The sequence below is a fragment of the Cupriavidus sp. MPR-AND1C genome, from assembly GCF_058809705.1.
In genome coordinates, this window is record NZ_JBXASU010000018.1 from 1 (window position 1) to 20,371 (window position 20,371).

The 20,371-nt window shown below is 65.7% G+C and carries 18 protein-coding genes; 11 read left to right on the forward strand and 7 right to left on the reverse strand.

The genetic code is table 11. The annotated features are described in order from the left end of the window. Positions 1 to 22: 22 nt before the first annotated feature. Both AC1RWI_RS12585 and norR read right to left on the reverse strand, forming a co-directional pair. Complete coding sequence (locus AC1RWI_RS12585; RefSeq protein WP_492866708.1) at positions 23 to 1,306, reverse strand: MFS transporter; 1,284 nt, start codon at positions 1,304 to 1,306, stop codon at positions 23 to 25. A 184-nt stretch (positions 1,307 to 1,490) separates the two neighbouring features. Continuing rightward, positions 1,491 to 3,083 (reverse strand): nitric oxide reductase transcriptional regulator NorR, encoded by a 1,593-nt coding sequence (norR, locus tag AC1RWI_RS12590; RefSeq protein WP_492866710.1) that lies wholly within the window; start codon positions 3,081 to 3,083, stop codon positions 1,491 to 1,493. 149 nt (positions 3,084 to 3,232) lie between these two features. On the opposite strand from norR, the gene ytfE reads away from it, so the two are divergent. The 7 genes from ytfE to AC1RWI_RS12625 all read left to right on the forward strand — a co-directional run bounded on the left by ytfE (position 3,233) and on the right by AC1RWI_RS12625 (position 10,754). Further along, positions 3,233 to 3,913 (forward strand): iron-sulfur cluster repair protein YtfE, encoded by a 681-nt coding sequence (gene ytfE / locus AC1RWI_RS12595; protein WP_043345856.1) that lies wholly within the window; start codon positions 3,233 to 3,235, stop codon positions 3,911 to 3,913. Between the two features lie 40 nt (positions 3,914 to 3,953). Continuing rightward, complete coding sequence (locus AC1RWI_RS12600; protein ID WP_492866712.1) at positions 3,954 to 6,239, forward strand: nitric-oxide reductase large subunit; 2,286 nt, start codon at positions 3,954 to 3,956, stop codon at positions 6,237 to 6,239. 150 nt (positions 6,240 to 6,389) lie between these two features. Then, on the forward strand, positions 6,390 to 8,171 hold the full coding sequence (locus AC1RWI_RS12605; RefSeq protein WP_492866714.1) for a ribonucleoside triphosphate reductase: 1,782 nt from the start codon (positions 6,390 to 6,392) through the stop codon (positions 8,169 to 8,171). Positions 8,172 to 8,236: 65 nt separating this feature from the next. Further along, entirely contained in the window at positions 8,237 to 8,437 is a 201-nt protein-coding gene (gene nrdD / locus AC1RWI_RS12610; protein WP_492866716.1) for an anaerobic ribonucleoside-triphosphate reductase, read from the forward strand. Then, positions 8,421 to 9,140, forward strand: coding sequence for an anaerobic ribonucleoside-triphosphate reductase activating protein (locus AC1RWI_RS12615; RefSeq protein WP_492866718.1), 720 nt, complete (start codon positions 8,421 to 8,423; stop codon positions 9,138 to 9,140). Before nrdD ends, AC1RWI_RS12615 begins: the two co-directional genes overlap by 17 nt. A gap of 124 nt (positions 9,141 to 9,264) precedes the next feature. Further along, positions 9,265 to 9,618, forward strand: coding sequence for a metal-sulfur cluster assembly factor (locus AC1RWI_RS12620; RefSeq protein WP_052494772.1), 354 nt, complete (start codon positions 9,265 to 9,267; stop codon positions 9,616 to 9,618). After that, positions 9,567 to 10,754 (forward strand): DUF8744 domain-containing protein, encoded by a 1,188-nt coding sequence (locus AC1RWI_RS12625; protein ID WP_492866720.1) that lies wholly within the window; start codon positions 9,567 to 9,569, stop codon positions 10,752 to 10,754. The genes AC1RWI_RS12620 and AC1RWI_RS12625 overlap by 52 nt, the downstream gene beginning before the upstream one ends. Positions 10,755 to 10,791: 37 nt before the next feature. On the opposite strand, the gene AC1RWI_RS12630 is transcribed toward AC1RWI_RS12625, so the two are convergent. From AC1RWI_RS12630 to AC1RWI_RS12650, 5 genes are all read right to left on the reverse strand, one after another. Beyond that, on the reverse strand, positions 10,792 to 11,226 hold the full coding sequence (locus tag AC1RWI_RS12630; protein WP_236702003.1) for an RrF2 family transcriptional regulator: 435 nt from the start codon (positions 11,224 to 11,226) through the stop codon (positions 10,792 to 10,794). A gap of 27 nt (positions 11,227 to 11,253) precedes the next feature. Beyond that, positions 11,254 to 11,397 (reverse strand): hypothetical protein, encoded by a 144-nt coding sequence (locus tag AC1RWI_RS12635; protein WP_492866722.1) that lies wholly within the window; start codon positions 11,395 to 11,397, stop codon positions 11,254 to 11,256. 309 nt (positions 11,398 to 11,706) lie between these two features. Next, a complete protein-coding gene (locus AC1RWI_RS12640; protein ID WP_492866805.1) occupies positions 11,707 to 12,006 on the reverse strand; it encodes a DUF2249 domain-containing protein in 300 nt (99 codons plus the stop codon). Positions 12,007 to 12,512: 506 nt separating this feature from the next. Beyond that, positions 12,513 to 13,193 carry a Crp/Fnr family transcriptional regulator gene (locus AC1RWI_RS12645; protein ID WP_492866724.1) on the reverse strand — a complete coding sequence of 227 codons (681 nt, stop codon included), beginning with the start codon at positions 13,191 to 13,193 and terminating at the stop codon, positions 12,513 to 12,515. 196 nt (positions 13,194 to 13,389) lie between these two features. Further along, positions 13,390 to 13,911, reverse strand: coding sequence for a hemerythrin domain-containing protein (locus tag AC1RWI_RS12650; protein WP_492866726.1), 522 nt, complete (start codon positions 13,909 to 13,911; stop codon positions 13,390 to 13,392). Between the two features lie 350 nt (positions 13,912 to 14,261). On the opposite strand from AC1RWI_RS12650, the gene AC1RWI_RS12655 reads away from it, so the two are divergent. The 4 genes from AC1RWI_RS12655 (at position 14,262) to AC1RWI_RS12670 (ending at position 20,354) form a co-directional block, all read left to right on the forward strand. Continuing rightward, positions 14,262 to 15,611: a hypothetical protein gene (locus AC1RWI_RS12655; protein WP_492866728.1), complete on the forward strand. Its 1,350-nt coding sequence runs from the start codon at positions 14,262 to 14,264 to the stop codon at positions 15,609 to 15,611. Positions 15,612 to 15,974: 363 nt separating this feature from the next. Further along, positions 15,975 to 17,870 carry a type IV pili methyl-accepting chemotaxis transducer N-terminal domain-containing protein gene (locus AC1RWI_RS12660; protein WP_492866730.1) on the forward strand — a complete coding sequence of 632 codons (1,896 nt, stop codon included), beginning with the start codon at positions 15,975 to 15,977 and terminating at the stop codon, positions 17,868 to 17,870. Positions 17,871 to 17,887: 17 nt separating this feature from the next. Next, on the forward strand, positions 17,888 to 18,565 hold the full coding sequence (locus tag AC1RWI_RS12665) for a response regulator (protein ID WP_492866732.1): 678 nt from the start codon (positions 17,888 to 17,890) through the stop codon (positions 18,563 to 18,565). A 337-nt stretch (positions 18,566 to 18,902) separates the two neighbouring features. Beyond that, positions 18,903 to 20,354 (forward strand): NarK family nitrate/nitrite MFS transporter, encoded by a 1,452-nt coding sequence (locus AC1RWI_RS12670; protein ID WP_492866734.1) that lies wholly within the window; start codon positions 18,903 to 18,905, stop codon positions 20,352 to 20,354. Positions 20,355 to 20,371 lie beyond the last annotated feature (17 nt).

The window sequence follows — 20,371 nt, forward strand, 5'->3', positions numbered from 1 at the left end:
ATCGGGGAACCGGCGCGCCGCTTCAGGCCGGCTGCGCCGCCAGCACGCGCTGGCCGGCGCCCGCGCCCTTGGCGCGCTGGCTGTAGTGCATCCACACCAGGCTCACGCAGACCGTGCCGTACAGCAGCATGAAACAGCTGCTGCGCACGCCGGTCAGGTCCGCCAGCAGGCCGAACAGCACCGGCAGGATGAAGCCGCCCAGGCCGCCGGCCAGCCCCACCACGCCGGAGACGGCGCCGAGGTTGTGGCCGAAATCGTTGGCGATGAACTTGAACACCGAGGCCTTGCCCACCGCCATGGCAACGCCGACGACAAACAGCAGCGCGGTAAACGGCAGCGCCGACAGGCCGATATGGAAGGCTTGCGGGCCGCGCGCGGTGTGGATGATGAAATCGGTCTGCGGATAGCTGAGCAGGAAGAACGCCACCCAACACACCCACATCACCCACCAGGTGGTGCGGTGCGCGCCGTAGCGGTCGGAGATCCAGCCGCCGATGGCGCGCAGCACGCCGCCCGGCAGCGAGAAGCAGGCCGCCAGCAGGGCGGCGATCTTGATGTCGAAGCCATACTCGCCGATGTAGTACTTGGTCATCCACAGCGACAGGCCGACATAGCCGCCGAACACCACCGAGTAATACTGCGAGTAGCGCCACACGCGTGGGTCGCGCAGCATGGCGAGCTGGGCGCGCAGGCTGGCCGAGGACGTGGCGCGGTGAGCGGGATCGCTGGACGAGCACACCCAGAACAGCACGGCCGTGACCAGCATGGCGATCGCATAGACGCGTGGCACCACGGTCCAGCTGCCGCCGGCGGCCACGATCAGCGCCGGCGCCACGAATTTGGTCAAGGCCGAACCGGAGTTGCCCGCGCCGAAGATGCCCATGGCCAGGCCCTGGCGGGAGCGCGGAAACCAGCGCGCCACGTAGGGCGTGCCCACGGAAAACGAGCCGCCCGCCAGGCCTACGAACAAGCCCAGGATCAGCAACTGCGGGAGCGTGGTGGCATGCGAGATCATCCAGATCGGAATGACAGTGACCAGCATCAGCGCAAAGAAGACGATGCGCCCGCCGTAGCGGTCGGTCCAGATGCCCAACGGCAGGCGGACCAGCGCGCCGCTGAGCACGGGCGTGGCGGCCAGCAGGCCGAACTGGGTTTCAGACAGGCCCAGCTGCTGCTTGATGGGAATGCCCAGCACCGCAAACATCATCCATATGGCGAAGCAGATGGTGAAGGCGAAGGTGCTGGATGCCAGCACCGCGTAGGCGCGCGGTGGCACCGGCTCATGCGTGAGGGGTTGAGTGGCCATGGCCATGCTCCTGTGTCAACAATGACGATCGGCTCCCAGCGTAGAGAGCGCGACCGCAATTGACCATTCGCCGGCAGCACATCCGCAGGTGCCGGTGGAGCTAGTTCTAATGGGGAGGGGTGTGCCCGCCTGGGGCAGGCCTGGCGCCGCGCAAGCGGGCGCCAGGCTGATCGACGAGATACGCTCAGTCCGCCATGCGGTGCGGCATGTCGTGGTGCTTGTTGTCGTGCTTGTCGTCGTGCTTGATGCCGAGCCGGCGGGCAAGCTTGTGCAGGTTGCTCGCGTCCACGCCCAGCTGGCGGGCCGCCTGCGCCCAGTTGCCACCCCGCGCGGCCAGTGCCTGCTCGATGCAATGCCGCTGGCATTGGTCCATCGCCTCGCGCAGGGTGGCTGCCGTTGGCGCGAACGCACCCGGCTCGGCGCTTGGGGGCGGGGCTGCGGCACCGGGCGGCGCCGGCTCCAGCCCGTCGAGATCCAGGAGTTCCGCCTCCAGGGTGACGATGTCGTTGCGGTTCGCGCCGCGGCTGACGGTCTTGAGCGCCGCCCGGCTGATGACATGCTCCAGCTCGCGCACATTGCCCGGCCAGGGGTAGCGGCGCAGCGCGGCCTCGGCCGCGACGGACAGGCGCAGGCTGCGCAGGCCGAGCCGGGCGCGATTGAGTTCCAGCATCCGGCCTGCCAGCAGCAGCACGTCGTTGCCGCGCTCGCGCAGCGGCGGAATCGGGATCGGATAGACCGAGAGCCGGTGATACAGGTCGGCGCGGAACGAGCCGTCGCGCACGTGATCGCGCAGGCTGCGGTTGGTGGCGGCGATGATGCGCACGTCGACGCGGCGCGGCCGGTCGGAACCCAGGCGCTGGATTTCGCCGTTCTGCAAGGTGCGCAGCAGCTTGGCCTGGATCGAGAGCGGCAGCTCGCCCACCTCGTCAAGGAACAGCGTGCCGCCGTCGGCCGCTTCGAAGCGGCCCGGCCTTTCGCCCACCGCGCCCGAGAACGCGCCCTTGGCGTGCCCGAACAGCTCGCTCTCGGCCAGCGATTCCGGCAAGGCGGCGCAATTGACATGGATCAGCGGTTGCGCGCGCCGGCGCGAGAGCCGGTGCAGCCGGTGCGCGAACAGTTCCTTGCCCACGCCGGTTTCGCCCAGCAGCAGCACCGGGAGCTCCGAGTCGGCCACCACCGTGAGCTCATGCAGCAAGCGGCTGATCGCCTCGCTCTGGCCGATGATCTCGCCATCGTCCCGCGCCGTGTCGCCCAGCGGGGCTTCGCCGCGCGTGAGCCGCAGCGCGCGGATCTCGGCTTCCAGCCGTGTCGTGCGGATCGCCGCCTCGACAACTACCGTCAACTGCCGCAAATCGGCCTGCGCTTCGTCGCCGAAGGTGCCGACCGTCAACGCGTCGAGCGTCAGCACGCCCCACGGCTGGCCTTCCACATGCAGGCTCGTTCCCATGCAGTCGTGCACCGGGAGGGGTTCGCCCACGTGCTCGTTGATCAGCCCGTCGTAGGGGTCGGGCAGCACGCTGTCGTGGTGGAAGCAGGTCACGCCGCGCCTGGCCAGGATGGCGGCCAGCCGTGGATGCAGGCCCACCGCGAAACGCCGCCCGAGCGCATCGCGCACCAGCCCGTCGATCGCCACCGGCCGCAGCTGATCCTCTTCCAGCTGCAGGAGCGCCACGGCGCCGCAGCGGAAGTGGGCCCGCAGGCTGCTGACCAGCCGCTGCAGCCGTACTGCCTGCGGAAGGTCGGCAACGAGGTCCGTCAGCAAGAGATTTTCCATCATGGTCAATTAAACCCTATTGGGTATTTTTTACCATTGTTGAATAAGGGTAAATAATACCCTTAAAAAACTAAACCATTGATTCTTTGCGCTAATTTTTCGGGCATGGGTTTCGCTATGTGAATGATGCACACCTTACACAGGAGAACATCATGAGCATGACTGAACAATCGCTGGGCCAGCTTGCCCGCAAGATCCCCGGCGCCACCCGCGTGTTTCACGACTACCAGCTGGATTTCTGCTGCGGCGGCAAGCAGACCCTGGGCGAGGCCGCGCAAGCCGCGGGCCTGGATGCGCAGGCCATCGAGGCAAGCCTGCTGTCGCTGCAAGCCCAGGCGCAACGTGACGGCCGCGACTGGGGCAGCGCGTGCGCGGCCGACCTGATCGCCCACATCCTCGCGCGCTACCACGAGGTGCATCGGCAGCAACTGCCCGAGCTGATCCGCCTGGCGCGCCGGGTGGAGCAAGTGCATGGCGACCGCGAGGATTGCCCGCTCGGCCTGGCGGATCACCTCTGCGTCATGCAGCAGGAGCTGGAGAGCCATATGCAGAAGGAAGAGCAGATCCTGTTCCCGCTGCTCGCGCGCGAACTCGGCGCCATGGCGGGTGGCCCCATCACGGTCATGCGCATGGAGCACGACGAGCACGGGCAGGCCCTGCAACGTCTCAATGCGCTGACCAACGACATCACCTTGCCCCGCGCCGCGTGCAACACCTGGCGCGCGCTGTACCTGGGGCTGCGCACCCTGCGCGAAGACCTGATGGAACACATCCATCTCGAGAACAACATCCTGTTCGACAACGCTGAGCAAGCCGCCCCGGCCCACGCCTGATCCCGCCGCGACAGGCACACGCATCACAGCGAGACCCATCATGGGACAATATAAAAAACTCTGGTTCACCCTGATCGCCGTCGTGGCGGTCACTTTTTCGCTGCTTGGCTACTACGGCACCGAGGTCTACCGCAAGGCGCCGCCGATTCCGCAGCAAGTCGTTAGTGCCGACGGCAACGCCTTGTTCAGCAAGGACGATATCCTCGACGGCCAGACCGCATGGCAATCCGTCGGCGGCATGCAGCTCGGCTCCATCTGGGGCCACGGCGCCTACCAGGCGCCGGACTGGACTGCCGACTGGCTGCACCGCGAGCTCACCGCCTGGCTCGACCTGGCCGCGCGCGATACCTACGGCCGCACCTATGCCGCGCTCGACGGGCCAACCCAGGCCGCGCTGCGCGAGCAGCTCCGCGCCGAGTACCGTGGCAACCGCGCCGACCAGGACAGCGGCGTGCTCACCGTCTCCAGGCGCCGAGCGCAGGCCATTGCCGCCACCGCCGCCTACTACGAACGGCTGTTCTCCGACGCACCGGCGCTGCGCAAGAGCCGCGAAAGCTTCGCCATGAAGGAGAACACGTTGCCCAGCGCCGAACGCCGCGTGAAGCTGACGCACTTCTTCTTCTGGACCGCATGGGCCGCCGCCACCGAACGCCCCGGCCTCACTGCCACCTACACCAATAACTGGCCGCACGAGCCGCTGATCGGCAACCAGCCCACCAGCGAGAACATCATCTGGTCCATCGCCAGCGTGGTAGTGCTGCTTGCGGGTGTTGGCTTCCTGGTATGGGCCTGGTCATTCCTGCGCGGACACGAAGAGGCACCGCCCGCCGTGGCCGCGCGCGACCCGCTTACGGCGTTCGCGCTCACGCCGTCGCAACGCGCCCTGGGCAAGTACCTGTTCCTGGTGGTGGCGCTGTTTGTGTTCCAGGTGCTGATCGGCGGCCTGACGGCTCACTACACGGTGGAAGGGCAGCGTTTCTACGGCATTGAGCTGTCGAAGTGGTTCCCATACACGCTGCTGCGCACCTGGCACATCCAGAGCGCGCTGTTCTGGATCGCTACCGGCTTTCTGGCTGCCGGCCTGTTCCTGGCACCGCTCATCAACGGCGCAAAGGACCCGAAGTACCAGAAGCTTGGCGTGGACGTGCTGTTCTGGGCCTTGGTGGTGGTCGTGGTGGGATCGTTCACAGGCAACTACCTGGCGATCGCGCAGCTTATGCCCGAGAACCTTAACTTCTGGCTGGGGCATCAGGGCTACGAGTACGTCGACCTGGGCCGCCTGTGGCAGATCGGCAAGTTCGCCGGCATCCTGTTCTGGCTGGTGTTGATGCTGCGCGCCATCGCGCCGGCACTGCGCACGCCGGGCGGCGACAAGAACCTGCTGGCCTTGCTGACATCCTCGGTGGTGGCTATCGGCCTGTTCTACGGGGCCGGCCTGTTTTACGGCGAGCGCACCAACCTGTCGGTGATGGAATACTGGCGCTGGTGGGTCGTGCACCTGTGGGTCGAGGGCTTCTTTGAAGTGTTCGCCACCACGGCGCTGGCCTTTATCTTCTCCACCCTCGGCCTGGTGTCGCGGCCGATGGCCACGGCGGCCAGCCTGGCGTCGGCGTCGCTGTTCATGCTGGGCGGCCTGCCTGGCACGTTCCACCATCTCTACTTTGCCGGCACCACGACGCCGGTGATGGCGGTGGGCGCCAGCTTCAGCGCGCTCGAAGTGGTGCCGCTGATCGTGCTGGGCCATGAAGCCTGGGAAAACTGGCGCCTGAAGGACCGGGCACCGTGGATGGCCAACCTGAAGTGGCCGCTGATGTGCTTCGTCGCCGTGGCGTTCTGGAACATGCTGGGCGCCGGTGTATTCGGCTTCATGATCAACCCGCCGATTTCGCTGTACTACGTGCAGGGCCTGAATACCACGGCGGTGCATGCCCACGCGGCGCTGTTCGGGGTCTATGGCTTCCTGGCGCTGGGCTTCACGCTGCTGGTGCTGCGCTATGTGCGGCCCGGCTACGTACTGAACCAGGGCTTGGCGAAGACAGCGTTCTGGGGCCTCAACGCCGGCCTGGTACTCATGATCGGCACCAGCCTGCTGCCCATCGGCATCATCCAGTTCCACGCCAGCGTCAGCCAGGGGCTGTGGTATGCGCGCAGCGAGGCCTTCATGCAGCAGCCCATCCTGCAGACGCTGCGCTGGGTGCGCACCTTCGGCGACGTGGTGTTTATCGTCGGCGCGCTCTCGATGGCGCTGCAAGTGGTACTGGGCCTCGCCGCCAAGGCACCGGCGCAGACCGCGCCGGAAGGGCGCCTGAGCGCGGCGCAACGGTAAGCGCGGGGCGGATGGCCGCGGCGATCCGCCCCGCGCCGATACCAGCGAGAACAGGTCGGCATGCCATACGCTTGCTTTCCGTCAATCTAGATATAGTGTTTGACCGGTACTCTATCCCCACATTTAGTGTGAATGTTATCGGGGGAATAGATGGAGCACTGTACCGAAGCCGTTGTTGCCTGCCTGCCCGGGGAGGTCAGCCAGCACGCAGGGCCGCGCCAGGACCGCACGGCCCTGATCGACGTGCAAGCCGCGATCAACGAATACCTGAGCAAGGCGGACTGGCGCGTCAATGCCAACGCCAACCAGGGCTATTCGCTGGGCGGGCTGATACTGAATGTGGCGGGCAAGGTCACCGCCAATTACTGGCTGTCCCATGTCTACGCGCCGGAAATCGGCCACGCCCACCGCAGCGGCGACATCCATATCCACGATCTCGACATGCTCAGCGGCTACTGTGCCGGCTGGTCGCTGCGCACACTGCTGCATGAGGGCTTCAATGGCGTGCCGGGCAAGGTGGAAGCCGGGCCGCCCAAGCGCATGTCCTCTGCCGTGGGGCAGATCGTCAATTTTCTCGGCACGCTGCAGAACGAATGGGCCGGCGCGCAAGCGTTCTCGTCGTTCGACACCTATATGGCGCCATTCGTGCGCAAGGACGCCATGTCCTATGGCCAGGTGCGCCAGTGCATCCAGGAGCTGATCTACAACCTGAACGTGCCGTCGCGCTGGGGCACGCAAACGCCCTTTACCAACCTGACTTTCGACTGGACCTGCCCCGAAGACCTGCGCGAACAGGTGCCGGTCATCGGCGGCCAGGAAATGCCGTTCGCCTATGGCGACCTGCAGGAAGAGATGGACCTGATCAACCGCGCCTATATCGAGGTGATGACGGCAGGCGATGCCAAGGGCAGGGTGTTCACCTTTCCCATTCCGACCTACAACATCACGCGCGATTTTCCGTGGGAATCGGAGAATGCCACGCGGCTGTTCGAGATGACGGCCAGGTACGGGCTGCCGTACTTCCAGAATTTCATCAACTCGGAGCTGGAGCCAAATATGGTGCGCTCCATGTGCTGCCGGCTCCAGCTCGACCTGCGCGAGCTGCTCAAGCGCGGCAACGGCCTGTTCGGCAGTGCCGAGCAGACCGGCAGCGTGGGCGTGGTCACGATCAATTGCGCGCGCCTGGGCTACCTGCATGCCGGCGATGAAGCGGCGCTGCTGCGTGCGCTCGACCGCCTGCTGGATCTGGGCAAGCAGAGCCTGGAGAACAAGCGCACGCTGATCCAGCACCTGATGGACCAGGGCCTGTTCCCCTACACGAAGCGCTACCTGGGCACCTTGCGCAATCATTTCTCGACGCTGGGCGTGAACGGCATCAACGAGATGATCCGCAACTTCACCGCTGACCGGCACGACATCACGTCGGAGTGGGGCCATGCCTTCGCGCTGCGCTTGCTGGAACATGTGCGCGAGCGCATTGTGGCCTTCCAGCAGGAAACCGGCCATCTTTACAACCTCGAAGCGACCCCCGCCGAAGGGGCAACGTACCGCTTCGCACGGGAAGACCGCAAGCGCTGGCCGGAGATCCGCCAGGCCGGCACGGCCGCACAGCCCTACTACACAAATTCCTCGCAGTTGCCGGTCGGCTGGACCGACGACCCCTTCGAGGCGCTGGCGCGGCAGCAGGCCTTGCAGTCCAGGTACACCGGCGGCACGGTGCTGCATCTGTACATGGGCGAGCGCCTGTCCAGCGGCGAGGCCTGCCGCGAACTGGTGCGGCGCGCGCTGACGCGCTTTCGCCTGCCGTACATCACGGTGACGCCGACGTTCTCGATCTGCCCCACGCACGGCTACCTCGCCGGCGAGCATCCGTTCTGCCCGCGGTGCGACGAAGAGATCCTCGCGCGCAAGCGGGACCCGATCGCCGCCTGACCAGGATCCGCTGTTCTTTTCATGCCCCGGTTTTTTCAACCCACTCTCAAGACGGAGTAAATCTGATGACTCACCAAGCTCAATCCTCGCCATCCACGCAATTCCAACCTTGCAGCGCCGCGCTGCGCGACGAGGAGCGCCAACCCTGCGAGGTCTGGACCCGCGTGATGGGCTATCACCGCCCGGTCTCCAGCTTCAACACCGGCAAGCAGGGCGAGCACCGCGAGCGGCGCTTCTTCTCGCAACCCCATGCCATCGACGCCTGACGTATGCGCGGCGGCGGCCCGGCGCCGGCGCGACGCGGCCACGTTGCGTATCGGCGGCATGACAGCGCTGACCACGATCGACTTCCCCGGCCGCCTGGCCGCCGTCCTGTTCTGCCAGGGCTGTCCGTGGCGGTGCGGCTATTGCCACAACCAGGACTTGCTGGATGCTGGCGTGCCGCCCGCCATTGCCTGGGCGGATGTGCAGGCCTTCTTGCAGGCGCGGCGGGGCCTGCTCGACGGCGTGGTGTTTTCCGGGGGCGAGCCAACCCTGCAGGCGGGACTGCCCGGTGCCATCGAGGCCGTGCGGGCCGGGGGGTTCGAGGTTGCGCTGCATACCGCCGGCATGTACCCCGATCGCCTGGCCGCCATCCTGCCCCGGCTGGACTGGATCGGCCTCGATCTCAAGGCACCCCTGCATCGGTATGAGGCCATTACACGGGTGCCGGGCAGCGGGGAGAGGGCTTGGGAATCGCTGCGCCGGTGGCTTGCCAGCGGCGTGGCGGGCGAATGCCGCACCACCTGGCACGCCGGCCTGTTCGATATCGCCGAGCTGCATGCGCTGGCGCAACGGATCGCCGCGCTTGGCGTGACGCACTGGGCGTTGCAGGCGTGCCGCGGCGGCGGCGCGAGCGCCTCGCTTGGCCGCTACGATATCGCCAGGCTGGCATCGCACTTCAGCAGTTTCACGCTGCGCACGGCGTGACGGACGCGTCGGCATTGCGCTATGTCAATCGATTGGCGGGTAGGGGCCACGCAGCCAGCGTGGTCCGTACTACGATGGGATGACGCGTGACAGGAAACCAACAGTAATGCGCAAGGAGGCAAGCATGCTCACCAGACAAACTTCGAACGGGACGGGCAGGTTCGACTACCAGGGGCCGGAGGAGTGGCGCATACCGATCAGGGATGCCCTGCGCCGCGTGGTGGATCCGGAACTGGCGCTAAGCATCCTTGACGTTGGCCTGATCTACGCCATCACCGTATCGGACGGATCCGTGCATGTCTCGATGACCATGACTTCCGCCGCATGTCCGGTGGCCGACATGATCCTGGACGACGTGCAGCTCGAACTGGAAGGCGTGATGCCCCTGGGGTACCTGATCGATGTGGAATTAGGCTGGGAGCCCGCATGGACGCCGGAGCGCATGAGCGCCAGCGCGAAGCACGCCATGGGATGGTGAGCGTGGCCGCGCGCCGCGCGCAAGGACGCCAGCGCAAGACCTGGCCCCGGCTGGCCGTGCTGCTGCTGGCCGTATGCGCATTGCTCGCGGGCATGCTCGGTGGATGGATGCGCGCGGGCGTGATGCTGCCATGGGCCGGCGATTACCACGTGGCGTGGCGCGCGCTGCAATTCCACGGTGCCTTGATGACCGGCGGCTTCTTCGGCACGGTCATCGGCATCGAGCGTGCGGTGGCGCTCGGCCGTCCCGTGGCCTTTGCGGCGCCAGTCGCATCGGGGCTGGGCGCTTTGCTGATGGTGGCGGGATTGCCTGCCGCCGGCGCTTGGGCCATGGCGGCCGGCGCGCTGGTGTTCGTGGGCGTCAGCGTGGAAGTCCTGCGGCGCCAGCCGGCCGCCCATACCGCCTTGCTGCTGGTCGCCGCGTTGGCCTGGCTGGCGGGCAACGCGGGGGTGGCGTCAGGCCGCTGGCTGGCCTCGGTCAACGCCTGGTACTTCATTTTCCTGGTTGTCACGGTCGCTGCCGAGCGGCTTGAAATGACGCGCCTGATGCGCCGCCGGCCCGGCGCGCAAGCGGCTTTGCTTGCCATCCTGGCGGTGCTGGTGCTGGGTGCCGCCGGCTCGGCGCTGGAAGGCAGCGCGGGCAGGATCGGCGGCGTCATCTATGGCGCAGCGCTGGCGTTGCTTGCCGCCTGGCTGGCACGGTTCGACATTGCGCGCCGCACGGTGCGCAGCCACGGACTGAGCCGCTACATGGCGGTCTGCCTGCTTCTGGGCTACGGCTGGCTGTTGGTGGCGGGCGTGGCGTGGGCGGCAACCGCGGCAGGGCTGCCATGGCGCGACGCCGCGCTGCATGCGCTGGGACTGGGCTTTATCGTCAGCATGGTGATGGCGCATGCGCCTGTCATCCTGCCGGCGATCACGCGTATCAAGCTGCAGTTCGGCAATGGCTTCTATGTGCCGCTTGCCTTGCTGCACCTGTCCCTGGCCGCGCGACTGAGCTTCGGCCACGCGCTGCCTGCAATCAGGGCGGCGGCGGCGGCGGGCAACGTTGCCGCCATCCTGCTCTTCATCGCTGTCGCCGCCGCCGCGGCGCAGGCATGGCGATCCCGCGAGGCGCCACGGCCCCGGCAGTCCTGAATCTTCCACCGGAGAACGAGGGCCGCTGCGGCTGGCCTCAGTTTCTGACCGGATCCACGGCTACGCCGGCATGCGGCGCAGCCGGGAATGCCCGCGCCAGCAGGTCGGCGAGCGTATAGCCTTCAAGATGTTGCAGGAAACGTCGGCGAGCGCCATCCATGACGCAGCACAGATGCTCGTCGCTCGCGAACTTGCGGGCGCTGCCGTCGGCGAGGCCGGCAACCAGATCGAAATCGGGCTCCACGCTGCGAACCACGTCGCCGAGATTGATGCTTCCCGGCCCGGACGACAACTGCATGCCGCCGCCTCTGCCGCGCATGGTTGCGATCCATCCCTGGCGGCTGAGCTTGTGCGTCACTTTGACGATGTGTGCTCTGGAGATACCGTAGGCCTGCGCGATCTCGCTATTGGTGCACATCCGTTCAGGATGCCGCGCCACGTAGATCAGCAGCCGTAGCGCGTAGTCGGTCATGGTGGTAAGGCGCATCGTATCGACCTCTCAGCCTGTCGGGCTGTTGGTTCCTGGCTCTTGGTTCTTGCCTGTTGGTTCGTGGATCTTGGCCTCGGTCAGAACGGCAGGCAGGAAGCTCGGGGCATCAAGCCTCCGCTTGCGGCGGGAGACATCACGAAATTTAAGATTCATGGTGAATGTATCTTATGAGGCGCGACGCCGCCGTGCTTTGTCGCAATGCATTGACCAAAGACAAGCCGAGTCGAGCGCAGGCGATGCCGAACGGGGAAAAAAGAAGCCTGCCCATAGTTCGTACGGACAGGCTTCAGGCCAGCAACATCAAGGCCACCGGGCGCGCCCCCGCAACTCAGTGGCCTCATTGGCATCTTGCCTCAGGACTGCCTGGGCCGGCTTGTCCGCGGGCAAGCCAATTGCGGAAAAAGCGAATCGGGAGAGCGAAGACGGCCTGAATGCGGCGCAGGACGGCGTGGTTGGGCGTGGTTAGCCGCCGCTGCAGCCGCAGCCCGTGCCGTTTGCGCTACCGCATCCCTGTGTGGCGGCCGCGGGATGTACGGTGAAGTCGATCACCACGGCATCGCCCGCGCGCTCAACGTAGGCAATCTGGCGTTGATCTTGATAGCGCCGGCGCAGTTGCTCGATCAGGGGAAGGGGGTCGTGATCGTTGACGAACCGCATCGACTCGCCTTCGCCCAGCGCTTCCAGCGCGCCAAAAATCGCGGCATGGCGAAAGCGCCTGGCGATGCCGCGCGCGTTGAATAGAAAGGCAGGGTTGGTTTGGATGGTAGCGTAAGTGGGCGAGGTTTTAGCGCTTCTAGCTGCTGTCGCGGCTGTACGGTGTTGGCCGTTTTGGAACGTGTGAGATGTCACTTTTCTTTACTCGTAAAGAAAAGTAACCAAAAGAAAGCGATCCTTGCAGGAGGCTGGCGTGTCGGGGTTGCGTAGCCCGGTGGTTTCGTCGTCAGGCCCCGGGTTTTAAAGGACTCGTGCCGTTACCGGTTTGAATGGCCACGATCCTGTGAATGACGCTGGTTTCGTGGTGGGGCTGCTCGGTAGCGGCATCCCTGCTCATTCACACATCTGCCGGTACCGGTCCGAATCGCCACGATATATCGCGCCATGATGGTTTCGTGGTGGGGTGGGCGCGGTGGTGAATCCCTCAGAACTGTTCCGGCGGTGCCACCGCGCCCACGACGAAAATGGAACGCCGTACTAGCGAGGCTTTGGCCCGCCGCGATTGACGCCGGTCAAGCCATTTCCGGTTGGGGTTGCATGCCGCGAGGGCGCGCTTACCGTCCGGCAAACCGGCGCTCAAGCGCCTGGATATCGTGAATCACGACTTCAGGGCCGGCCACGGTGATCAAGGCGGCTTCGCTGAGCCGCTGCAGGGTGCGAGACAGCGTTGCCGGCGACAACCCCAGCTTGGAGGCAATCAGGTTCTTGTTGACGGTAAAGCGCGTGAGGTTGCCCTCGCGAGGCCCGTTCAGCAGGTAGCCGATCACTCGCTGTTGCGAGTTGTGCAGGTTCACTGTCTCGATATCCTGCACCAGGGTATGCAGACGCATCGACAGGCCCGCAAGCATGCGGCGCGCAAACGACGGATCGCGATCGATGGCGGCGAATATCTCCTTTTTGTCGAGCAGGATCAGCAGCGTGTCATCGAGCGCCTGGGCGTCTACCAGGTAGGGGCGGTCAAGGAACATGACGGCCTCCCCAAATGCCTCGCCGGGGCCGAAGAACTCGACGATTTTCTCGGGATTGCCGTGCACCGAGGGCAGCGCCAGCTTGATCTGGCCAACGGCAACAACGTACAAGCCCGCAGCCGCGTCGCCGCGCCGGAAGAGATGGCTGTGCTTGCATACCCTGACCTCATGGCAGGAGCCCGCCAGTTCGGCCAGTTGTTCTGCGTCGAGGTTCCTGAAGAGCGGCAGGCTTCCCAGTAGTCCCTCCAGGTTTAGTTTGTGGCGCATGGATTGCCTCAGTGGCGGTGGTTGCATCGGTCAGGCTGTCGCAGCCTGCCTCCAGGGCATGCCGGCCTTGCGGACCGGCCGATGGTGGCGTATCCGGAGCGCGGCGACAGCCACGTAGCGCATAGGATTCCACGCCCGGGGCAACCGGGCCTTGTGGCAGATCAAGTCTGCCGTCCTGGCCGGCGAGCTTTGACGGTCAGGGCCCCTGGCGTGCGCCTCTGCGTTGCGCCATGCGCTGGCCAATCCCGGCGAGGCGATCGTGCGGCAGGCGGACGGCCGCGGGATAGACCTCGCGCTCCTCCCGCAATGCATGTTCGGGATAGAGGGTGGAGAACGCCTCGAGCTTAGGCGGAGCAGGGTCACTTGTCCCCAACGACATCGCCTCCAGCCAGGGGTGCACGCAACACCACAACTCGCCCAGGTATTCATGCTCGGCATCCAGCTCGTCAATACTCGCGCTCAGGCCTGCGTCATCCAGCTCGCGCAGTGCCGGGAACAGGTCTTCCTCCTCGTCCGCATGGTGCAGCGGCGCGGCGAGCTGGAAGTATCTCAACACACTGGCGGCCGCGGCGCGTGCCTCTTCATCTGCGCCGTGCCGCGCCGCATGCTGCTCAAGTCTGGAACACAAGCCGGCGAAATGCCGCACTTTGTCGTGGCATGCCAGCAGCAATTCAATCGGTGAATCGAAGCCAGGAAGACTGGCCGCGGTAGAGAACATTGTCGCGCTCCGGTTGGGCCAGGCAATCTTCAATCGCCTGCTGCCGACTTTCAAGTATCGCCTGACGCAGAGCACGCACTGTTGAGATAGCGCAAAAACGTGCGCCGCCGGTTCATGGGTGGCTTCTCCAGTTGTACAACCCTTTGCCGCGATCAATGACGACGCGCGCATTTGGCGTCTAGTGTGTCTACGCCAGGACGAACGTGAGTTCGAGATGAATGCTGCAACCCTGCTGCCCTGCATGCGGAGATTGACAAGATGCCGACCCGACTTTCCCCTTCCGAAATCCACAAGGACGCCGGTGCGCCACCTCGCCTGCGCCGGCAGCGCCTTGTCGCATGGCAGCCAGCATGAGGGCTGCGCACCTGACATACGAGAACGCACCCCGGCCATCCGTAGTCCTTGGCTGCCTGCTGCCGGCGCCATGGCTTGGCGCTACCGCGGGATTGCTGCTGGCGTTCGGTCCCTCCGACGGCCTGCCGTTGCGCTTCTCCCCGACGGTGCTGGCGGTAGTCCATCTCCTTGCGCTGGGGATGCTGGTTCCCGTCATGGTGGGGGCACTGTTCCAGATGATGCCGGTGGTCGCCGGGGTGCGCGTACGCGGGTCCGATGCATTGGCTCGCTTGGTCGCGTTGCTCGGCGGGGCCACGGCGCTCGGGCTGGCCGGAGGCTTCCTTGCCGGCCGGCCACTCGGTTTTCGCGTGGCAATGGTCCTTGGGGCGCCTTTCCTGGGACTGGTCGGCCTGGCATTGCTGCGGGCGGGCGCACGCATAGTTGCCGTGGATGCAACCACGCGAACACTGGCAGGCATAGGCGCCGCGCTGATTGCAACGGCTGCGACCGGCGCGGCGCTAGCCGGCGTACTGGGCGGGCGGTGGCAACTGGCGCCGGGCCCATTGCTGCGACTGCATGTCGCCTGGGGGCTGGTGGGCTGGATTGCCACGCTCGTTACCGGCGTCGCGACCACGGTGGTGCCCATGTTCTGGCAGACCGGGCGCCTGCCTGCCGCGCTGGAGCGCTTCCTGCCTTGGGGAATCTGGTTGTTGCTGCTGGCCTATAGCGGCGCCGTGATCGACGCGCCGCAATTTTCCGGTGCTGGCGCAGCGCCGCTTCTATTGTTGTTGGGGGCCCTCGCGGCGTATGGACTGGGTGGCGTACTGCGTGCGCGACGCCGCCATGATCCGTGCTGGCGGCTGTGGGCCGCCGCCTGCGTGAGCGCCATCGGCGCGGTGGCATTGTCGCTCGCGGCCATCGCCCTGCCTGTCTCCATCGCGATACCCTGGTGGATCGGCATCGCCGTGCTGGTCGGATGCGGGGTATTGCCGGTAACCGCGATGATCGGCAAGATCGTGCCTTTCCTGATCTGGATGCATTTGCGCCGCCGGTTGCCATTGCCAGCCCGGATTCCTGCCATGCAGACGATGATTTCGCCAGGCCAGCAGCGCTGGCAAGCCAACTTGCTGTTGCTGGCCTATGTCCTGCTGCTGGCGCTGCCGCTGGCGCCGCGATGGTTGGCTTTGCCTGGTGGCGTGCTGTTTGCGGCGGCCAACGTCTGGCTCGGCCTGCAACTGTTGCGCGCCGTTCGCTGCCTGCACCGCACCATGGCCCGCGGCGGGCTGCCGCCTCGGCATGCCGGTCGAAGGGAAACCGGACATTCCGATCCTGGCAGGGAAAAGCGTAGCCGGAAGGCATTTCCATGAACGCTCGCCAGGATCGAAAAAAATCGGGAAAAATACGCCTCTTTATTGCAGATCTTCGGAATTGGCAAGCACCAGGTTTGCGATGAATCAAACATCGCTACGCGGTCTTGGATATATTCAGTTCCATTGGGGGGACGCATATCCGTTGGCGGCGCTCACGTAGATCCGAGTGAAACACCGGCGCGATCAAGTGCCTCTTTGTGCGCACGGATACTGCGTTGCCGACCGATCGCCGGCAGAGACGGTCAATGCCGGTGGCGGCAGGAATCGTGCAACGCAGCATGCAGTGATCGGGTTCCGGCATAGCGGCATGCGGAACGCGCAACCTGGAGTCACGCGATGCACCGTCCGGGCTGGAGTCTGTTGACCAAACTGCTGGCGATCGGTGCCGCGGTACTGTGCCTTGCCCTGACTTCGATCGGCCTCACGCTCTGGGTCACCTGGCAGATCGAAGGCGGAGCGGCAGCCGTCAACGAAGCTGGCCGCATGCGCATGCAGGGCTATCGGCTCGCGCTGGCCATGGAGCGGGGCGCAACCACGGATACGGTGACATCCCAGTTGCACGAGTCTGACCAGGGCCTGGCGCTATTGGCGAGCGGCGATCCTTCGCGCCCACTCTTTGTTCCCTGGAACGCCGAGACCCGTGCGCAGTTCGCCACGGTTCAACAAGGCTGGGCCTCGCTTCGCGCGCACTGGCTATCGGGTGCGCCTGCCCCGGCGGGCGAGCTGGACCGTTTCGCGGCAGCCGTCGACGCGCTGGTATCCGGCATCGAGCTGCAGCTCTCCCGGTGGACGGCACGGTTGCATATGTTCCAGCTCGCCATGGTGGCCCTTGTCATTGCCAGCGCAGTGACGCTCCTCTATGCCGGCTATCTGATCGTCTTTGAGCCCTTGACGCGTCTGCGGCGCGGTTTGCAGCGCATCGAGACCGCGGACCTTGGCGCGCGCGTGGCCGTGACCTCCCAGGACGAGTTTGGCGAACTGGCTGAGGGCTTCAATCACATGGCCGCAAAACTGGAAGCGTTGTATGGCGACCTCGAGCAACGCGTCAATGAAAAGACCGCACGGCTGGAACGCGAGCGCATGCGCCTTGCCGCCTTGTATGAGATGAGCGGGCAAATCGCGCAGGCGGCTACGCTCGACGAGCTTGCAAAAGGATTTGCGCGCAAGGTTCGCGCGATTGCCCATGCCGATGCCGTTGCGATCCGCTGGTCCGATGCCGCCAACCAGCGCTATCTTTTGCTGGCGGGCGACTGCCTGCCGCAGGTGATGTTTGAGCAGGAGCGCTGCCTGCACCCGGGGGCTTGCCATTGCGCTCAGGCCGGCGCCACCGCGCAACTGCGGGTTATCCCCATCCGGGGGATAACAGACGATCCATCGATCCGATGCGCGCGGGCCGGTTACCGGACACTGGTTTGCCTGCCGGTAAAACTTCAGCAGCGGGTGCTTGGCGAAATCGATCTGTTCTTTCTCGAGGAAACCTCGCTGACGGCTGAGGACCGCTCCCTGCTCGAAGCCCTTGCAGCTCACCTTGCCAGCGCGATGGAGGGGCTGCGCGCGGGAGCACTGGAGAAAGAAGCCACGGTGGCTCAGGAGAGGGGCTTGCTGGCACAGGAACTCCACGACTCGATCGCCCAGTCGCTGGCTTTTCTGCGGATCCAGGTGGAGTTGATGAGGACCGCACTTGGCCGCCGTGACGCGCCGGCGCTTGACAAGGTGCTCGCAGAGATCGAGACCGGCGTGCACGAGACCTATAACGACGTGCGCGAACTGCTGGTGCATTTCCGCACGCGTACCAACCACGAAGACATCGAGCCCGCGCTGCGTACCACGCTGCAGAAATTCGAGCACCAGACTGGCTTGCGCACGCATCTGCGCATGGAAGGACATGATGTGCCCCTGATGCCCGACGTGCAGGTTCAGGTACTGCACGTCATTCAGGAGGCGCTGTCCAACATACGCAAGCATGCGCATGCGACACAGGTCTGGATCGACGTGCGCCAGGCTGAGGTGTGGCGTTTCGAGGTGCGTGACGATGGCCTTGGCTTCAACGTTGCGCAACCGCCGGCGTCCGCCCAGTTGCACGTGGGCTTGCGCATCATGCACGAGCGCGCGCAGCGCATCGGCGCCACGGTAACGCTGACCTCGGGCAACGGCCACGGCACGCGGGTGACGCTGACGTTGCCGCCGCGCCGGCCCGCGCTGCGCGAAGCGTCGTCCCGGCCCGCCCGGATGGCCAGCACCGTGCAGAGCCACTGACGAGAGAGGAGAAACCGATGCCCGCCGCTGATCCGGTCCGCCTCCTGGTCGTGGACGACCATACCTTGTTCCGCCGCGGGCTGATCGCCTTGCTGGCGCAGGAACCGGCGCTGCAGGTGGTTGGCGAGGCCGGCGACGCAGGCGAGGCCCAGCATCGCGCCCAGGCCTTGCAGCCGGATGTCATCCTGCTCGACAACCATCTGCCCGGTGTGACGGGGATCGATGCGCTGCCCGGGCTCAGGGAGGCCGCGCCGCGCGCGCGCGTGCTGATGCTGACGGTCAGCGAGGACGAGCACGACCTGAGCGCGGCACTCAAGGCGGGTGCCGCCGGCTATGTGCTCAAGAACATCGAGGGCGCTGCCCTGGTCGCGGCCATCCACCAGATCCGCAAAGGGCAGTCTGCCATCAGTCCCGAGATGACCGGCAAGCTGGTCGCCGCGTTCCATGCCGCGCATGGCAGTCGGGAAGGTGCCTGCGCGCCGCCCGCACCCGCCGATCCGCTTGCCGTGTTGTCGCCGCGCGAACTGGAGATCCTGCACGGCATCGCCAGCGGCTTGAGCAACAAGGCCATCGCGCGCCAGCTGGGCATCGCCGAGACGACGGTGAAAGTCCACGTCCAGCATATCCTGCGCAAGCTCAACCTCAGTTCACGGGTCCAGGCGGCCGTCTTCCTCGCCGGGCGCGGCAGCGCCTGAACCGGATCCGGCATCGTTCTTTCGAACTATGCCCGGGCGTCTGGTTGCTCGAAACCATCCTCCTTCCGGACATGCCGGCCTGCCCGGTCGAGGGATGTTGCGCCTTGCACAGGGCGCCTAGATTGGAACTCAGCAAGAGACCGGGGGAGCGATCGGCACGGCGCTGTCGCAGGAGAGGGCGCTGGGACTCAACGCCCCGGCGTTCGGCCTGCCGGCAGCCATGCTCGTGCTGACCGGCTCGCTGTATTTCACCGAGGTGCGCCGCACCGAGATGATGGGCCCGCACGGGGTGCGTGCCGGCAACGCGGCGCAGTCCTGAGCGCGCCTGGAGACTGAAATGAGCCGAACCGTAGCAGACACACCGAAGCCGTCCGGCGGTGGCCGGGTGCTGACCATCTGGACCCCCGAAGACCGCGCATTCTGGGAGCGCGAGGGCGAGGCGATCGCCAAGCTGAATCTGTGGATATCGGTGCCCGCGCTGTTCCTGGCATTTGCGATCTGGCAATTGTGGAGCGTGGTGGCCGTCAACCTGCCGCAGCTCGGCTTCAGGTACTCGACCAACCAGCTCTTCTGGCTGGCGGCCGCGCCTGCGTTATCGGGCGCGACGCTGCGCATCTTCTATTCCTTCATGGTGCCCCTGTTCGGCGGGCGCCGCTGGACTGCGATCTCCACGGCGTCTTTGTTGATTCCCGCCATCGGGATCGGCATTGCGGTGCAGGATCCGACCACCAGCTATCCCACCATGTTGCTGCTGGCGTTGCTGTGCGGCCTGGGCGGCGGCAACTTCAGCTCCAGCATGGCCAATATCAGCTTCTTCTTTCCCAAGGAGCACAAGGGCTCGGCGCTGGGCGTGAATGCGGGGCTGGGCAATCTTGGCGTCTCGGTGGTGCAGTTCCTTAGCCCGCTGATCGTCACTGTGGGCATCCTCGGCATCTTTGGCGGCGATCCGCAGACGATCGTCGGCAAGACCGGCCAGGTGAGCCAGGTGTGGGCGCAGAACGCCGCCTATCTCTGGATTCCCTGGATCGCGCTGGCGTCGGTGGCGGCCTGGTTCTTCATGAACGACATTGCCGACGCGCGGGCCTCGTTCGCCGCGCAGGCGGCCATCTTCAAGCGCAAGCACAACTGGCTGATGTGCTTGCTCTACCTTGGCACCTTCGGTTCGTTCATCGGCTTTGCCGCGGGGTTCCCGCTGCTGATCAAGAGCCAGTTTCCCGACGTCAACCCGCTGGCGTATGCCTGGCTGGGGCCGCTGCTCGGCGCGCTGATCCGGCCCGTCGGCGGCTGGCTGGCCGACCGGCTCGGCGGCGCGTCCGTCACGCTGTGGAATTTCGTGGTGATGGCGCTGGCCGTGGTCGGGGTGTTGTATTTCCTGCCCAAGGGCGCGGGCGGCTATGCACTCTCCGCGGGTCCGGCGCAAGGCAGCTTTACCGGCTTCTTCCTGATGTTCCTGGTGCTGTTCCTGACCACGGGCATCGGCAATGGCTCGACCTTCCGCATGATCCCGGTGATCTTCCTCAATCAGAAGCTGCGCGAGGTGGAGGGCGCCGGCGACGAGGCGCAGGCCCGGGCGATCAAGGACGGCAATACCGAAGGGGCAGCCGCGCTGGGCTTCGCCGGGGCGCTGGGTGCCTACGGCGGCTTTTTCATCCCCAAGAGCTATGGCACCGCCATCGCCGCGACCGGCGGCCCGGAGGCCGCGCTGTGGATCTTCATCGTCTTCTATCTGCTTTGCGTGGTGGTCACCTGGTGGTATTACGGGCGCCGCGGCGCCGAGATGCCGTGCTGAGCACGAGCGCGATGCGC

What these genes read in the sequence shown, in the direction of transcription:
- AC1RWI_RS12585 (WP_492866708.1), bottom strand. Translation starts at nt 1,306, where the DNA reads ATGGCCACTCAACCCCTCACGCATGAGCCGGTGCCACCGCGCGCCTAC.
- norR (WP_492866710.1), bottom strand. Translation starts at nt 3,083, where the DNA reads ATGATGGAAAATCTCTTGCTGACGGACCTCGTTGCCGACCTTCCGCAG.
- ytfE (WP_043345856.1), top strand. Translation starts at nt 3,233, where the DNA reads ATGAGCATGACTGAACAATCGCTGGGCCAGCTTGCCCGCAAGATCCCC.
- AC1RWI_RS12600 (WP_492866712.1), top strand. Translation starts at nt 3,954, where the DNA reads ATGGGACAATATAAAAAACTCTGGTTCACCCTGATCGCCGTCGTGGCG.
- AC1RWI_RS12605 (WP_492866714.1), top strand. Translation starts at nt 6,390, where the DNA reads ATGGAGCACTGTACCGAAGCCGTTGTTGCCTGCCTGCCCGGGGAGGTC.
- nrdD (WP_492866716.1), top strand. Translation starts at nt 8,237, where the DNA reads ATGACTCACCAAGCTCAATCCTCGCCATCCACGCAATTCCAACCTTGC.
- AC1RWI_RS12615 (WP_492866718.1), top strand. Translation starts at nt 8,421, where the DNA reads ATGCCATCGACGCCTGACGTATGCGCGGCGGCGGCCCGGCGCCGGCGC.
- AC1RWI_RS12620 (WP_052494772.1), top strand. Translation starts at nt 9,265, where the DNA reads ATGCTCACCAGACAAACTTCGAACGGGACGGGCAGGTTCGACTACCAG.
- AC1RWI_RS12625 (WP_492866720.1), top strand. Translation starts at nt 9,567, where the DNA reads ATGGACGCCGGAGCGCATGAGCGCCAGCGCGAAGCACGCCATGGGATG.
- AC1RWI_RS12630 (WP_236702003.1), bottom strand. Translation starts at nt 11,226, where the DNA reads ATGACCGACTACGCGCTACGGCTGCTGATCTACGTGGCGCGGCATCCT.
- AC1RWI_RS12635 (WP_492866722.1), bottom strand. Translation starts at nt 11,397, where the DNA reads ATGAATCTTAAATTTCGTGATGTCTCCCGCCGCAAGCGGAGGCTTGAT.
- AC1RWI_RS12645 (WP_492866724.1), bottom strand. Translation starts at nt 13,193, where the DNA reads ATGCGCCACAAACTAAACCTGGAGGGACTACTGGGAAGCCTGCCGCTC.
- AC1RWI_RS12650 (WP_492866726.1), bottom strand. Translation starts at nt 13,911, where the DNA reads ATGTTCTCTACCGCGGCCAGTCTTCCTGGCTTCGATTCACCGATTGAA.
- AC1RWI_RS12655 (WP_492866728.1), top strand. Translation starts at nt 14,262, where the DNA reads ATGAGGGCTGCGCACCTGACATACGAGAACGCACCCCGGCCATCCGTA.
- AC1RWI_RS12665 (WP_492866732.1), top strand. Translation starts at nt 17,888, where the DNA reads ATGCCCGCCGCTGATCCGGTCCGCCTCCTGGTCGTGGACGACCATACC.
- AC1RWI_RS12670 (WP_492866734.1), top strand. Translation starts at nt 18,903, where the DNA reads ATGAGCCGAACCGTAGCAGACACACCGAAGCCGTCCGGCGGTGGCCGG.